The organism is Streptomyces sp. NPDC060194 (genome assembly GCF_042728285.1).
Lineage (GTDB): Bacteria > Actinomycetota > Actinomycetes > Streptomycetales > Streptomycetaceae > Streptomyces.
The window spans coordinates 1-14,598 of sequence record NZ_JBHWZH010000139.1 but is presented as its reverse complement, the minus strand read 5'-3'; the positions used below and the strand labels follow the sequence as shown (position 1 = coordinate 14,598).

The 14,598-nt window shown below is 74.4% G+C and carries 11 protein-coding genes; 7 read left to right on the top strand and 4 right to left on the bottom strand.

The features are described from left to right. The first annotated feature begins 121 nt into the window (after window positions 1-121). Both ACFWEG_RS23965 and cutA read left to right on the top strand, forming a co-directional pair. Complete coding sequence (locus ACFWEG_RS23965) at window positions 122-745, top strand: NADPH-dependent FMN reductase (RefSeq protein ID WP_387218709.1); 624 nt, start codon at window positions 122-124, stop codon at window positions 743-745. A gap of 58 nt (window positions 746-803) precedes the next feature. After that, window positions 804-1,163, top strand: coding sequence for a divalent-cation tolerance protein CutA (gene cutA / locus ACFWEG_RS23960; RefSeq protein ID WP_387218706.1), 360 nt, complete (start codon window positions 804-806; stop codon window positions 1,161-1,163). A gap of 16 nt (window positions 1,164-1,179) precedes the next feature. Here the strand turns inward: cutA and ACFWEG_RS23955 are convergent, their stop codons facing one another. Continuing rightward, window positions 1,180-1,881 carry a vancomycin high temperature exclusion protein gene (locus tag ACFWEG_RS23955; protein ID WP_387218704.1) on the bottom strand — a complete coding sequence of 234 codons (702 nt, stop codon included), beginning with the start codon at window positions 1,879-1,881 and terminating at the stop codon, window positions 1,180-1,182. A 308-nt stretch (window positions 1,882-2,189) separates the two neighbouring features. Between ACFWEG_RS23955 and ACFWEG_RS23950 the strand changes: the two genes are divergently transcribed. The 5 genes from ACFWEG_RS23950 (at window position 2,190) to ACFWEG_RS23930 (ending at window position 9,117) form a co-directional block, all read left to right on the top strand. Next, window positions 2,190-2,954 (top strand): sirohydrochlorin chelatase, encoded by a 765-nt coding sequence (locus ACFWEG_RS23950; protein WP_387218701.1) that lies wholly within the window; start codon window positions 2,190-2,192, stop codon window positions 2,952-2,954. 37 nt (window positions 2,955-2,991) lie between these two features. Beyond that, the gene (locus ACFWEG_RS23945) at window positions 2,992-4,338 is read left to right on the top strand and encodes a deoxyguanosinetriphosphate triphosphohydrolase (protein ID WP_387218698.1); all 1,347 of its coding nucleotides are present in this window, start codon (window positions 2,992-2,994) and stop codon (window positions 4,336-4,338) included. A gap of 107 nt (window positions 4,339-4,445) precedes the next feature. After that, the gene (locus tag ACFWEG_RS23940; RefSeq protein WP_387218696.1) at window positions 4,446-5,714 is read left to right on the top strand and encodes an NAD(P)/FAD-dependent oxidoreductase; all 1,269 of its coding nucleotides are present in this window, start codon (window positions 4,446-4,448) and stop codon (window positions 5,712-5,714) included. A gap of 9 nt (window positions 5,715-5,723) precedes the next feature. Further along, entirely contained in the window at window positions 5,724-7,637 is a 1,914-nt protein-coding gene (gene dnaG / locus ACFWEG_RS23935) for a DNA primase (protein WP_387218693.1), read from the top strand. Window positions 7,638-7,869: 232 nt separating this feature from the next. Beyond that, on the top strand, window positions 7,870-9,117 hold the full coding sequence (locus tag ACFWEG_RS23930) for an RNA polymerase sigma factor (RefSeq protein WP_387218691.1): 1,248 nt from the start codon (window positions 7,870-7,872) through the stop codon (window positions 9,115-9,117). Window positions 9,118-9,183: 66 nt separating this feature from the next. Here the strand turns inward: ACFWEG_RS23930 and ACFWEG_RS23925 are convergent, their stop codons facing one another. The 3 genes from ACFWEG_RS23925 to ACFWEG_RS23915 all read right to left on the bottom strand — a co-directional run bounded on the left by ACFWEG_RS23925 (window position 9,184) and on the right by ACFWEG_RS23915 (window position 14,476). Continuing rightward, window positions 9,184-11,121, bottom strand: a complete 1,938-nt coding sequence (locus ACFWEG_RS23925; RefSeq protein WP_387218688.1) for an ABC transporter ATP-binding protein — start codon at window positions 11,119-11,121, stop codon at window positions 9,184-9,186. Next, window positions 11,121-12,854: an ABC transporter ATP-binding protein gene (locus ACFWEG_RS23920; RefSeq protein WP_387218686.1), complete on the bottom strand. Its 1,734-nt coding sequence runs from the start codon at window positions 12,852-12,854 to the stop codon at window positions 11,121-11,123. Before ACFWEG_RS23920 ends, ACFWEG_RS23925 begins: the two co-directional genes overlap by 1 nt. A 212-nt stretch (window positions 12,855-13,066) precedes the next feature. Next, window positions 13,067-14,476 (bottom strand): FGGY family carbohydrate kinase, encoded by a 1,410-nt coding sequence (locus ACFWEG_RS23915; RefSeq protein ID WP_387218683.1) that lies wholly within the window; start codon window positions 14,474-14,476, stop codon window positions 13,067-13,069. Window positions 14,477-14,598 lie beyond the last annotated feature (122 nt).

The window sequence follows — 14,598 nt, the reverse complement described above, 5'->3', positions numbered from 1 at the left end:
GTGACGCGCCGGACGGTCGCGCGGGACCTCGTGAGGGTGCGGGCCCGGGCGTGCGCGTCGCCGCCCGCGGCCGCCGCGCCCCGCTTGACCTCAACCGCGCTCGAGGTCACAGGCTCTCCCCATGACCGCAACCGCGCCCACCGCGCTCCCGCAGCCGTCCGCCCCCGCCTCGCGCGCGCCGCTCCGGCTCGCCGTGATCCTCGCCAGCAACCGGGAGGGCCGGTTCGGGCCCGTCCTCGCCGACTGGTTCCGCGCCCGCACCGACGAGCGCGACGACTTCGCGACCGAACAGGTCGACCTCGCCGACGTCGACCTGCCGACCAGCTTCGCGCGCACCCCGCAGAGCGCCGCCGCGCTCGCCGAGGTCACCCCGCGGCTCGACGCCGCGGACGCGTTCGTCGTCATCACCCCCGAGTACAACCACTCCTTCCCCGCGTCCCTGAAGAACCTGATCGACTGGCACTACTCGCAGTGGCGGGCCAGGCCCGTCGGCTTCGTCTCCTACGGCGGCATGTCCGGCGGCCTGCGGGCCGTCGAGCAACTGCGGCAGGTCTTCGCCGAGATGCACGCCGTCACCCTCCGCGACACCGTCTCCTTCCACAACGCCCGCGGCCACTTCGACGAGGACGGCCGGCACCGCGACCCCGCCGCGCCGGACGCCGCGGCGAAGACGATGCTCGACCAGCTCGCCTGGTGGGCCGAGGCCCTGCGCACGGCGAGGGCGGCGCGCCCCTACGGCGGTTGAGCCCCGGCGGGCGCCGCGGGCCGTCGCGGGACGCACCCCCGCTCCGTACGCTGACCGCATGACCGACGCCGCACCGACCACCCCCGTCCCCGACTCCCCGACCGGACTCCTCACCGTACTGACCACCACTGACAGTCCGGCCGCCGCCGAGACGCTGGCCCGCGGCGCGGTCGACGGCCGGCTCGCCGCCTGCGCGCAGATCGGCGGGCCGGTCACCTCCGTCTACCGCTGGGAGGGCGCGGTCACCACCGAACGCGAGTGGCAGGTCCTCCTCAAGACCACCCGGGCCCGCTACCCGGCCCTGGAGGCCTGGCTGCTCACCGAACACCCCTACGACGTCCCGGAGATCATCGCGACCCCGGTCGTCGCGGCCGGCGCGCTCTACGCGGCGTGGGTCGCCGAGGAGACGACCCCCTGAGGACGGCCCCCCGGCGTCACCGCCCCGACCCGACCGCCGCCAGCGCGTCGGACACCCCGGGCTCCCGGGCGCCCAGGAAGTGGGGGTCGGGCCGGGCGACCGCGTCGAGCGCGGCCTTCGTCGAGGCGAGGATCTCGCGGACACCGCCGTAGTAGTACGCGCCGTCGCGGGGTTCGGCGACGCCGATGCCCCAGGAGGTCACGCCCGCGGCCCGGCACAGGGCCACGGCCCGCCGGATGTGGAACCCCTGGCTGACGAGCACCGCCCGGTCGACGCCGAAGATCCGCTTCGCGCGGACGCAGCTGTCCCAGGTGTCGAAGCCCGCGTAGTCGCTGACGATGCGGTCGTCGGGCACCCCGTGGCGCACCAGGTAGGTGCGCATGGCGTCGGGCTCGTCGTACTCCTCGCGGCTGTTGTCGCCGGTGACCAGGACCACCCGCACCCGCCCGGCCTCGTACAGCTGGGCCGCCGCGTCCAGGCGGTGCGCCAGGTACGGCGACGGCTCGCCGTCCCAGAGGCCCGCTCCGAAGACGACGGCGACGTCCGTGCGCGGGACGTCGTCCGTCGACCGCAGCCGGTCGTCCGCGGCGAGCCGCGTCCAGCCCGCGGGAAGCAGCGCGAGCACGCACAGCAGCACCGCGGCGCGCAGCACGGTCCGCCGTCCGGGCCTGCGCAGGGGCAGACGTGCACGGCGCGGCGGGAAGCGCGGTATGCGCATGCGGGCTCGCCTCCAGGCGGGTGCTCGGTCCGGTACCGGCCCGCCCCGAGACGACGTTCCGTTCCTCGCCCACCCAGACGCGCCCCGCACCTCGCGCGGTTCGCCGCGCCCCCCTGCGGAGGCGTGTGACGCTGCGCACCCGACGACGGCACTCCCGAGACGCACTCCTGGGGCGCGTCCTGCGAGAACGCGCCCCCACAGGCGCAACCGACACCTGACAACGCCCCCGCCCCCGCTGTGAGCCCCGGGTAACCGCCCGACGCCGCCCGCGCAACCGCCCGGCAACCTCCGCCCGCCAGGGTCGCCCCATGACCGCCGCACCCCCGCCCGCCCTCGTCCTCGTCGCCCACGGCAGCCGCGACCCGCGCGCGCTGCGGACCGCGCACGCCCTCCTGGAGGGCGTGCGGGCGCTGCGCCCCGGGACCGACGTGCGGCTCGGGCACATCGAGCTCCAGGAGCCGCTGCTGGCGGACACCCTCGCCGCGCTGCCCCCGGGCCGCGCGGTGCTCGTCCCGCTGCTCCTGGGACGGGGTCATCACGTGACACACGATCTGCCCCGCGCGGCGGCCGCCGCCCCGCACCTGCGCACCGGGGTCGCGAGGCCCCTCGGCCCGCACCCGCTGCTCGTCGAGGTGCTGCACGACCGCCTCGTGGAGGCGGGCTGGCGGACCACCGCCCGCCTGAGGCGCAACGGCGGCGTCGTCCTGGCCGCCGCCGGCTCGCGCGACCCGCGCTCCGCCGAGGACGCCCGCCGCACCGCCCGGCAGCTCTCCGCGCGGCTCGGCGGAGTGCCCGTCCTCCCCGCCTACGCGAGCGCGGCCGCCCCCACCGTCCCCGACGCGCTGCGCGCGCTCGCCGCGCGCGGCCGCCACCGGGCCGCCGTGGCCGCGTACTTCACCGCCCCCGGCCGCTTCGCGACCCAGTGCGCCGCGGCCGCCCCCTGGCTCGCCGCCGCCCCGCTCGGCGCCCACCCGGCGATGGCCGAACTGGTCCTGCACCGCTACGACGAGGCCCTGCTCCCGGCCCCCGCGCCCCGTCCGACGACGCCCCGCCCACCCGTCCTGACCGCCTGAGTGACGGAATGTCGGTCCCGGCGTCTACTGTCGGTGCATGGCAGGCACCGCACATGACCCAGGCGAGAGCGCGACCGCCGGTCCGCACGACGGATCCCCCTACGACCCGGCCGCGATCGAACGCTGGGCGCCGGAGCCCGACAAGCGCCCCGGCCGCACCGCGTTCCAGCGCGACCGGGCCCGGGTCCTGCACTCCTCCGCGCTGCGCCGCCTCGCCGGCAAGACCCAGGTCGTCACCCCCGGCACCGTCCCCCAGGGCGGCGCCGGCGAGTACCTGACACACGTCTGGGACGCCAGCCCCCGCACCCGCCTCACCCACTCCCTGGAGTGCGCCCAGGTCGGCCGCGAGCTCGGTGCCGCCCTCGGCTGCGACCCCGACCTCGTGGAGGCGGCCTGCCTCTCCCACGACATGGGCCACCCCCCGTTCGGCCACAACGGCGAACAGGCGCTCAACGAGTTCGCCAAGGACTGCGGCGGCTTCGAGGGCAACGCCCAGTCGCTGCGCCTGCTCACCCGCATCGAGCCCAAGCGCTTCGTGGAGGACGCGAGCGGACGCCTCGTCAGCGTCGGCCTGAACCTCACCCGCGCCGCGCTCGACGCCGCCACCAAGTACCCCTGGCCGCTGGGCGCCCACCCCACCGCCCCCGACTCCCCGAAGTTCGGCGTCTACGAGGACGACCGCCCCGTCTTCGACTGGGTCCGCCGCGGCGCCCCCGCCGACCGCCAGTGCTTCGAGGCCCAGGTCATGGACTGGTCCGACGACGTCGCCTACTCCGTCCACGACTTCGAGGACGGCCTGCACGCCGGCCACCTCGATCCCGCCCTGCTCCGCTCCGCCGCCGAGCGGGCCGACATCGCCGCCGTCGCCGCCGGCCGGCACGTCCCGGCCGGCACCGAACCCGCCGAGCTGGACGCCGCCCTGGACCGGCTCCTCGCCCAGGAGTGGTGGCCGCACGGCTACGACGGCAGCGCCGTCGACCAGGCCCGCCTCAAGGACGCCACCAGCCAGCTCATCGGCCGCTTCTGCCTCGCCGCCGAGGGCGCCACCCGCGCCGCCCACGGCACGGGCCCGCTCACCCGGTACGCCGCCGAGCTGGTCGTCCCGCGCGAGACCCGCCTGGAGTGCGCGGTCCTCAAGGCCGTCGCCGACCGCTACGTCATCCAGCGCGACGAACTGGAGCGGCTCCGCGCCGATCAGCGCGTCGTCATCGCCGAACTCGCCGAGGCGCTCACCGCGCGGGCCCCGCTCGGCCTCGACCCGCAGTTCCGCGCCCTGTGGGAGGAGGCCGACGACGACCGCGCCCGCAAGCGGGTGATCGTCGACCAGATCGCCTCCCTCACCGACGTCGCGGCCCGCTCCCTGCACGCCCGCCTCAGACAGTGACCCCGGGGGCGCGCCGGTACCGCGCCGCGCCCCCGCCCCCTTCCCCCGCCCACGCACAGTGCGGGACGCTCGCAGACGGCGTACGCACCCCACGAGGAGGCAACCAAGTGGCCGACGCACACCGCACATTCGTCATCATCGGCGCGGGCCTGGCCGGAGCCAAGGCCGCCGAGACCCTGAGGGAGGAGGGTTTCGAGGGCCGCGTCATCCTGATCGGCGACGAGAACGACCACCCCTACGAGCGCCCCCCGCTCTCCAAGGGCTTCCTCCTGGGCAAGGACTCCCGGGAGTCGACCCTCGCCAAGGACCCCGGCTGGTACGCCCAGGCCCGCGTCGAACTGCACCTCGGCCAGACCGTCACCCACGTCGACCGGGTCGCCCGCACCGTCCGCCTCGGCGACGGCACGGTCATCACCTACGACAAGCTGCTCCTGGCCACCGGCGCCGAACCGCGCCGCCTGGACGTCCCCGGCACCGACCTGGCCGGCGTCCACCACCTGCGCCGCCTCGCCCACAGCGAGCGGCTGCGCGGCACCCTCACCGCGCTCGGCCGCGACAACGGCCACCTGGTGATCGCCGGCGCCGGCTGGATCGGCCTGGAGGTCGCCGCCGCCGCCCGCTCCTACGGCGCCGAGGTCACGGTCGTCGAGCCGAGCCCCACCCCGCTGCACGGCGTCCTCGGCCCCGAGGTCGGCCAGGTCTTCACCGACCTGCACGCCGAGCACGGCGTCCGCTTCCACTTCGGCGCGAGCCTCACCGAGATCATCGGCCAGGACGGCATGGTGCTGGCCGCCCGCACCGACGACGGCGAGGAGCACCCCGCCCACGACGTCCTCGCCGCGATCGGCGCGAGCCCGCGCGCCGCGCTCGCCGAGTCCGCCGGCCTCGCCCTCGTCGACCGCGCCCACGGCGGCGGCATCGCCGTCGACGCCTCGCTGCGCACCTCCGACCCCGACATCTTCGCCGCCGGCGACGTCGCCGCCGCCGACCACCCGCTCTTCGGCGTCCGGCTGCGCGTCGAGCACTGGGCGAACGCGCTGAACGGCGGCCCCGCCGCCGCCCGCGCCATGCTCGGCCAGGACGTGGCCTACGACCGGGTGCCGTACTTCTTCTCCGACCAGTACGACCTCGGCATGGAGTACTCCGGGTACGCGCCGCCCGGCAGCTACGACCAGGTCGTGGTGCGCGGCGACACCGGCAAGCGCGAGTTCATCGCCTTCTGGCTCAAGGACGGCCGGGTGCTGGCCGGGATGAACGTCAACGTCTGGGACGTCACGGACGGCATCCAGGACCTCATCCGCTCCCGCAGGCCCGTGGACCCCCACTCGCTCGCCGACCCCACGACGCCGCTCGGGGATGTCACAGCCCACCCGTAGAATCGGTGCGTGGCTGGACGGATCAACGACGACGACATCAAGAAGGTGCGGGACGCGGTCCCGATCGACGTCGTGGTGTCCGAATACCTCCAGCTCCGCAACGCGGGCGGCGGCAACCTCAAGGGCCTGTGCCCCTTCCACGACGAGAAGTCGCCCTCCTTCCAGGTCAGCCCGAGCAAGGGTCTCTTCCACTGCTTCGGCTGCCAGGAGGGCGGCGACACCCTCGCCTTCCTGATGAAGATCGACCACCTCACGTTCTCCGAGACGGTCGAGCGCCTCGCCGCCCAGGCCGGCATCACCCTGCGCTACGAGGAGGGCGGCTACAACCCCTCCCACCAGCGCGGGGAGCGGGTCCGGCTGGTCGAGGCGCACCAGGTCGCCGCCCAGTTCTTCGTCGAGCAGCTGGAGAGCCCCGAGGCGGAGACCGCCCGGAAGTTCCTCGCCGAGCGCGGCTTCGACCAGGCCGCCGCGGCGCACTTCGGGGTCGGCTACAGCCCGGCCGGCTGGGACCACCTCACCCGGTTCCTGCGCGGCAAGGGCTTCACCGACAAGGAGATCCTCACCTCCGGCCTCGGCCAGGAGAGCCGCCGCAACCCCATCGACCGCTTCCGCGGCCGCCTGATGTGGCCCATCCGCGACATCGGCGGGGACGTCGTCGGCTTCGGCGCCCGCAGGCTCCGCGACGACGACACCGGCCCGAAGTACCTCAACACCCCCGAGACGCCGATCTACAAGAAGTCCCAGGTCCTCTACGGCATCGACCTGGCGAAGAAGGACATCGCGAAGTCCAGCCGGGCCGTCGTCGTCGAGGGCTACACCGACGTCATGGCCTGCCACCTGGCCGGCGTCACCACCGCCATCGCCACCTGCGGCACCGCGTTCGGCGGCGAGCACATCAAGATCCTTCGCCGCCTCCTTATGGACAACGGCTCCGCCCGCGTCATCTTCACCTTCGACGGCGACGCGGCGGGCCAGAAGGCCGCCCTGCGCGCCTTCGAGGACGACCAGAAGTTCGCCGCCGAGACCTACATCGCCGTCGCCCCCGACGGCATGGACCCCTGCGACCTGCGGCTCGCCAAGGGCGACGAGGCGGTCGCCGAGCTGGTCCGGCCGCGCACCCCGCTCTTCGAGTTCGCGCTGCGGCAGATCGTCGCCCGCTACGACCTGGAGACGTCCGGCGGGCGCGCCGCCGCGCTCGACGAGGCCGCGCCGGTCGTCGCCCGGATCAAGAACATCAGCCAGCAGCACGAGGTCGCCGTCCAGCTCGCCGGGCTGCTCGGCATCCTCGACACCCAGTTCGTCGTCAAGCGGGTCGCGCAGCTCGCCCGCTGGGCGCGCGAGCGCGGCGGGCGCGCCCCCGCGCCCGGCGCGCAGGGCCCCCGTGACCGCCGGGGCGGGCCGCCGCCCGCCCCCCGGCCCACCGCCTCCGCCGGGCCCGCCCTGCACCTGCGCAGCCCCGCCCACCGCACCGAGCGCGAACTGCTCAAGCTCGCCCTGCAGTACCCCCACCTGGTCGCCCCGGCGTTCGACGCCTACGGCGCGGACGAGTTCACCGCCGAGCCCTACGCCGCGGTCCGCCGCACCATCGAGGAGGCCGGCGGCGCGGAACAGGGCGCGGCCGACGTCACCGCCTACCTGGCCCGCGTCCGCGACACCGCCCCCGACGACCGGGTCCGCGCCCTGGTCACCGAGCTGGCCGTCGAGGCGATCCACGCCAAGAAGGTCGACGACCTCTACGCCGGCGTCCAGCTCGTCCACGTCCGGCTGCGTGCCGTCGACCGTCGCATCGCCGAGGTCCAGGGCACCTACACCCGCCTGGGCTCCCACGGCGACCCGGCGCAGGTTGCCGCCGTCCAGAACGAGCTCTGGGTCCTCCAGCAGTACGCCCAGACCCTGCGGAACAAGGGCGCCGCGGCGCTCTGACCGGGCACGCGGTGCCGCCCGGGGCCCGCGTGAGACGCCGCCGGGGGCGGGCGGGCGCCTGCCGCCCGGTAACCGCGCGGTCACGGACGGGTCGCAAAAAGTGGTCGCACGCCCCTCGTGGCGACCATGTGTCTTACTCCACACTGAGGTGCGGCGCCCACCGGTTCCCGCCGGTTCGCGGCCGGCCCGTGCCACGGGGGCGGGCCGGGCCCCTCGCACCCGGTGCCGCACGGTGCACAGCGCACGAAGCCACGCTGCCACCCCACGACCCCCGACGGCGGCAGCGATCACCCTGGAGGTCGCCCCCGTGCAGACCCAGACCCAGTCCCCGGCCGCGGCCGCCGAGGCGCCGACCCCGCCCCGCCCGCACGGCACGGCCGACGTCCGCCCCGCCGAGCCCGCCGTGCCCGCCCAGCGCCACCACCCCGACGTCCCCGACGAGCCGGCCGCGTCCGACCTCGTGGCCCTGGAGACCCCCGGCGCGGAGACCGCCGGCGCGGGGACGACCGGCGCGGAGGCCGCCGACCCCGAGGCCGCCGGCCGCCCCGCCCGGCCGGAGACCGGCGGCCCCTCCTCCGACCTGTTCCGCCAGTACCTGCGCGAGATCGGCCGCATCCCGCTGCTCACGGCCGTCGAGGAGGTCGACCTCGCCCGCCGCGTCGAGGCCGGGCTCTTCGCCGAGGAGCGCCTCGCGGGCGGCGCCGACGCCCTCGACCCCCGGCTCGCCGACGACCTCGACCGCCTCGTCGTCCTCGGCCGGATCGCCAAGCGCCGGCTGATCGAGGCGAACCTCCGCCTCGTCGTGTCCGTCGCCAAGCGGTACGTCGGCCGCGGTCTGACCATGCTCGACCTGGTCCAGGAGGGCAACCTCGGCCTGATCCGCGCGGTCGAGAAGTTCGACTACGCCCGCGGCTACAAGTTCTCGACGTACGCCACCTGGTGGATCCGCCAGGCCATGTCCCGCGCGCTCGCCGACCAGGCCCGCACCATCCGGGTCCCCGTGCACGTCGTCGAGCTGATCAACCGCGTGGTGCGGGTGCAGCGCCGGATGCTCCAGGAGAACGGCTACGAGCCGACGCCCGAGGAGGTCGCCGCCCAGCTCGACCTGCTGCCCGAGCGGGTCAGCGAGGTGCTGCGGCTCGCCCAGGAGCCCGTCTCGCTGCACGCCCCGGTCGGCGAGGAGGACGACGTCGCGCTCGGCGACCTCATCGAGGACGGCGACGCCGCGTCCCCGGTCGAGTCCGCCGCGTTCCTGCTCCTGCGCGAGCACCTGGAGGCCGTCCTGTCCACCCTCGGCGAGCGCGAACGCAAGGTCGTCCAGCTCCGCTACGGGCTCGTCGACGGCCGCCCGCGCACCCTGGAGGAGATCGGCCGCCTCTTCGGCGTCACCCGCGAACGCATCCGCCAGATCGAGTCCAAGACCCTCAACAAGCTCCGCGACCACGCCTTCGCCGACCAGCTGCGCGGCTACCTCGACTGACGACGGCGGCGGCCCGCCCCCCCCTGTCGGGGGTACGGGCCGCCGCCGTCCAGGCCGCAGGAGGTCCTACTCGACCTCCGCCACCGCCTGCGCGAACTGCGCCGCGTACAGCCGGGCGTAGGCGCCGTCCGCCGCCAGCAGGGCGTCGTGGGAGCCCTGTTCGACGATCGAGCCGTTCTCCATCACCAGGATCACGTCCGCGTCGCGGATCGTGGAGAGCCGGTGCGCGATGACGAACGAGGTGCGGCCGTGGGCGAGGCGGGCCATCGCCTGCTGGATGAGCACCTCGGTGCGGGTGTCGACGGAGCTGGTCGCCTCGTCGAGGACCAGGATCACCGGGTCGGACAGGAACGCCCGCGCGATGGTGATCAGCTGCTTCTCGCCGGCGCTGACGCCCTGCCCGTCGCCGCCCTCGTCGTCGACGCGGGTGTCGTAGCCGTCGGGCAGCGTCCGGATGAACCGGTCCGCGTGCGCCGCGCGGGCCGCCGCCTCGATCTGCTCGCGGGTCACGTCCTTCGGAGCCCCGTAGGCGATGTTCTCCGCGATGGTGCCGCCGAACAGCCAGGTGTCCTGGAGCACCATGCCGATCTCCGCGCGCAGCCCGTCGCGCGACATCTTCGAGACGTCGACGCCGTCGAGCGTGATCCGCCCGCCGGTGACCTCGTAGAACCGCATGAGCAGGTTCACGAGCGTCGTCTTGCCCGCGCCGGTCGGCCCGACGATCGCGACCGTCTGCCCGGGCTCGACGTGCAGCGTCAGGTCCTCGATGAGCGGCTTGTCCGCCTCGTAGCGGAACGAGACGCGCTCGAGCGCGACCCGCCCGCGCAGCTCCGCCGGCCGCTCGGGGCGCTCCGGGTCCGCGGACTGCTCGTCCGCGTCGAGCAGTTCGAAGATCCGCTCGGCGGAGGCGACCCCCGACTGCACGAGGTTCGCCATCGACGCGACCTGCGTCAGCGGCATCGAGAACTGCCGCGAGTACTGGATGAACGCCTGCACGTCGCCGATCGACAGCGCGCCGGACGCCACCCGCAGCCCGCCGACGACGGCGACGAGCACGTAGTTCAGGTTGCTGATGAACAGCATCAGCGGCTGCATGATCCCGCTGTTGAACTGGGCCTTGAAGGACGCCTCGTACAGCGCCTCGTTCTGCTCGCGGAAGTCCTCCGCCGACTCCTCCTGCCGCCCGAAGACCTTCACCAGCGCGTGCCCGGTGTACATCTCCTCGACGTGCGCGTTGAGCGCGCCGGTGGTCCGCCACTGCTGCACGAAGTACGGCTGCGAGCGCTTGCCGATCCTCGTCGCGACGAACACCGACACCGGGACGGTGACCAGCGCGACCAGGGCCAGCAGCGGCGAGACGATCACCATCATCACCAGGACGCCGATGATGGTGAGCACCGAGTTGATCATCTGTCCCATGGACTGCGACAGCGTCTGCCCGAGGTTGTCCAGGTCGTTGGTCGCCCGGCTCAGCACGTCCCCGCGCTTGGCCCGGTCGAAGTACGACAGCGGCAGCCGGGACAGCTTCGCCTGCACGTCCTCGCGCATCCGGTACACGGTCCGGTTGATCACCCGGTTCGCCAGCTGCGTCGCGACCAGCATCAGCAGCCCCGCCCCGACGAACACCAGCAGCGCCCAGAGCAGCACCGTGCCGATCGCCCCGAAGTCGATGCCCCGGCCGGGGGTGAAGTCCACGCCGCCGAGCATGTCGGCGATCCCGCCGTCGCCCCGCTCCCGCAGCTCCTCCAGGGCCTGCGCCTTCGTGGTCCCGGCGGGCATCTCCCGCCCGACGATCCCCGCGAACAGCAGGTCGGTGGCCGCCCCGAGGATCCTCGGCCCGGCGACCGTCAGCGCGACGCTGCACGTCACCGCGAGCAGCATGCCGCACAGCCTCAGCCGCTCCACCGCGAGCAGCCGCAGCAGGCGCTTGCCGGACCCCTTGAAGTCCATCGACTTCGACCCCGGCCCGCCGGCCGACATCGCACGTGCCATGGGCCCGGCCATCAGGCGGCCTCCGCTTCCGTGAGCTGGGAGAGGACGATCTCCCGGTAGGTCTCGTTGGTGTCCATCAGCTCGTGGTGCCGGCCGGTGCCGACCACCCGACCCTCGTCGAGCACCACGATCCGGTCGGCCTCCCGGATGGTCGACACCCGCTGGGCGACGATCACCACCGTCGCCTCGGCCGTCTCCCGCGCGAGCGCGAGCCTGAGGGCCGCGTCGGTGGCGTAGTCGAGCGCCGAGAACGAGTCGTCGAACAGGTAGATCTCCGGCCGCTGCACCAGCGTCCGCGCGATCGCGAGCCGCTGCCGCTGCCCGCCGCTGACGTTGGTCCCGCCCTGCGCGATCGGCGCGTCCAGGCCGCCCTCCAGGAGCCGCACGAACTCCGCCGCCTGCGCGACCTCCAGCGCGTGCCACAGCTCCTCGTCCGTGGCCGCCGGGTTGCCGTAGCGCAGGTTCGTCGCGACGGTGCCGGAGAACAGGTACGGCTTCTGCGGGACGAGCCCCACCGTCCGCGCGACCAGCGCGGGATCGATGCGGCGGACGTCCTCGCCGTCGACGAGCACCTCGCCGCCGGTGGTGTCGATCAGCCGCGGCACCAGGCTGAGCAGCGTCGACTTCCCGCTGCCCGTCGAGCCGATGACCGCCGTCGTCTCGCCCGGCAGGGCCACCAGGTCCACCCCGCGCAGCACCGGCTCCTCGGCGCCCGGGTAGCGGAAGTCCGCGCCCCGCACCTCCAGATGACCGTGCCGGCGCAGCACCCGGACGCCGTCCTTCGGCGGCACGACGCTGGAGTCGGTGTCGAGGACCTCGACGATCCGCTCGGCGCACACCTCCGCGCGCGGCACCATCATGAACATGAAGGTGGCCATCATCACGGACATCACGATCTGCATCAGATAGGCGAGGAACGCGGTCAGGTCGCCGATCGCCATCGCCCCGGAGTCGATCCGGTGCGCGCCGAACCACACCACCGCCACGCTGGAGACGTTCACCACCGTCATCACGGTCGGGAACATGAACGCCATCAGCCGGCCCGTCGCGAGCGACACGTCGGTCAGCTCGCGGTTCGACTCCCCGAACCGGGCGCGCTCGTAGTCGTCCCGGACGAACGCCCTGATCACCCGGTTGCCGGTGATCTGCTCGCGCAGGATGCGGTTCACGCCGTCGAGGCGCTCCTGCATCGACCGGAACAGCGGCCGCGCCCTGCGGATGATCACCGAGAGCGAGACGGCGAGGACCGGGATCACCGCGAGCAGCACGCCCGACAGCGGCACGTCCAGGCCGAGCGCCATGAGGACGCCGCCCACGCACATGATCGGCGCGGACACCACCATGGTGAACGCCATCAGGACCAGCATCTGCACCTGCTGGACGTCGTTCGTCGTGCGGGTGATCAGCGAGGGGGCCCCGAAGTGCCCCACCTCGCGCGCGGAGAACGACTGCACCCGGTCGAAGACCGCGGCCCGCACGTCCCGGCCGACGGCGGCGGCGGTGCGGGCGCCGTAGTGGACGGCGCCGATGTTGCAGACGACCTGGACGACGGTCACGGCGATCATCACGGCGCCGAACCGCAGGATGTAGCCGGTGTCCCCCCGCACGACACCGTTGTCGATGATGTCGGCGTTCAGGGTGGGCAGGTAGAGCGAGGCGCTGGTCTGGAGGAACTGGAGCAGGACCAGCAGTCCTATGGGCCTTCGGTACGGGCGGAGCGAGCTTTTGAGGAGGCGTAGGAGCACCGGCCCAGTATCGGCCCGGGTGTGACACGTAGGACAACCCGATTAGTGCGCCTGGGCAACCAGTAGGCGCGAAACCGCAGGTGGGCGGTGGTGTGTACGCCGAACGTGAAACCGGGGCGGGGGAGCGGGCGGAACGATTCCTTTGCGCGCACGTGGGCGGGCGTTGACCGGGTGTTCGACTCGGTGGAGCCGGTGGCGACCGCCGGCCGGTCTCAGGCGAACGCCCCCGGGTGGGTCTGGTCGCGGACCGCCGCGTACTGCTGGCGCACCGCCGAGCCCACCGGCGTCTCGTCGCCCGGCTCGAAGACCTCCGCCTCCGCGCCCGGCCAGCGCGGCAGCTCGCCGCTCAGCGCCCACGCGGCCTGGCGCGCCGCGCCGAGCGCCGCGTAGTCGGCCGGCTGCGGCACCACGACCGGCGCCCCGAACAGCATCGGCGCGATCGCCCGGACCGCCGGCAGCTCCGCCGCCGCGCCGAGCAGGAGCACCCGCCGCGCCTGCACCCCGCGGTCCCGCAGCACGCCGAGGGCGTCGGCCAGCGCGCACAGCATGCCCTCGAAGGCGGCCCGCGCCAGGTGCTCGGGCTTCATCGACTCCCGCCGCAGCCCCGTCAACGTCCCCGCCACGCCCGGCAGCCGGGGCGTCCGCTCGCCCTCCAGGTACGGCAGCAGCACGAGCCCGTGCGCGCCCGGCGTCGACGTCAGGGCCAGCTCCGAGAGGCCCTCCAGGTCCGTCGACAGCATCTCCGCGGTGCCGCGCAGCGTCCGCACCGCGTTCGTCACGTGCACGACCGGCAGGTGCATCCCGGTGGCGTCGGCGTACGAGGTGATCATGCCGGTCGCGTCGGCGAGCGCCTCGTGGTGCACGGCCATCACGGACCCGGACGCGCCCAGCGACACCACGACGTCCCCGACCGAGACGCCGAGACCGAACGCGGCCGCCATCGTCTCGCCCGTGCCGGCGGAGATGACCAGCCCCTCGGGCGTCGTCCCCGCGGACTCCGCCGGGCCGAGCACCTCCGGCAGCGCGGCCCGGCGGCCGAGCGCCAGCTCCACCAGGTCGGGCCGCCAGCTCTCGGTCGCCGCCGACCAGTAGCCCGTGCCCGAGGCCCCGCCGCGGTCCGTCGTCCGCCGGGCCGGGCGGCCGAGCAGCTGCCAGACCAGCCAGTCGTGCGGCTGCATCAGCGCGGCGACCTTGCGGGCCGCGTCCGGCTCGTGCCTCGCCAGCCAGCGCAGCTTGGCCACCGGCTGACCGGACTGCGGGACGCAGCCCACCGCCTCGGCCCACTTCTCCCGCCCGCCGAGCGCGTCGATCAGCTCGACGGCGGCGACCTGCGCCCGCTTGTCGTTCCCGACCAGCGCCGGCCGCACGGTGTTGCCGTGCGCGTCCAACGGCACCAGGCCGCCGGCCTGCGCGGACACCCCGATCGCCTCGACGCCGTCCAGGAGTCCGTCGGCCGCGGCCTCGCCGAGCGAGAGCAGCCACGCCTGCGGGTCGACGTCCGTCGGCCCGGAGGCCACCGGGTGCGGGGCGTACCCCTGCCTCAGCACGGCACCGGTGCCGGTGTCGCAGACGACGATGCGAGTGAAGGCGGACGAGCTGTCCAGGCCGGCGACTATCCCCATGCCAGCCGATTGTGCACCACGGTGCAGTGCGGGCGTACGGGCGGCCCCGGGCCCGCACCCGGGGTCTGCACCCGGGCCCGCACGGCGCACGCGGAGGGCCGCGCCCCCGTTCCCGGGAGCGC

What these genes read in the sequence shown, in the direction of transcription:
- ACFWEG_RS23915 (WP_387218683.1), bottom strand. Translation starts at nt 14,476, where the DNA reads ATGGGGATAGTCGCCGGCCTGGACAGCTCGTCCGCCTTCACTCGCATC.
- ACFWEG_RS23965 (WP_387218709.1), top strand. Translation starts at nt 122, where the DNA reads ATGACCGCAACCGCGCCCACCGCGCTCCCGCAGCCGTCCGCCCCCGCC.
- ACFWEG_RS23925 (WP_387218688.1), bottom strand. Translation starts at nt 11,121, where the DNA reads ATGGCCGGGCCCATGGCACGTGCGATGTCGGCCGGCGGGCCGGGGTCG.
- ACFWEG_RS23950 (WP_387218701.1), top strand. Translation starts at nt 2,190, where the DNA reads ATGACCGCCGCACCCCCGCCCGCCCTCGTCCTCGTCGCCCACGGCAGC.
- cutA (WP_387218706.1), top strand. Translation starts at nt 804, where the DNA reads ATGACCGACGCCGCACCGACCACCCCCGTCCCCGACTCCCCGACCGGA.
- ACFWEG_RS23945 (WP_387218698.1), top strand. Translation starts at nt 2,992, where the DNA reads ATGGCAGGCACCGCACATGACCCAGGCGAGAGCGCGACCGCCGGTCCG.
- ACFWEG_RS23955 (WP_387218704.1), bottom strand. Translation starts at nt 1,881, where the DNA reads ATGCGCATACCGCGCTTCCCGCCGCGCCGTGCACGTCTGCCCCTGCGC.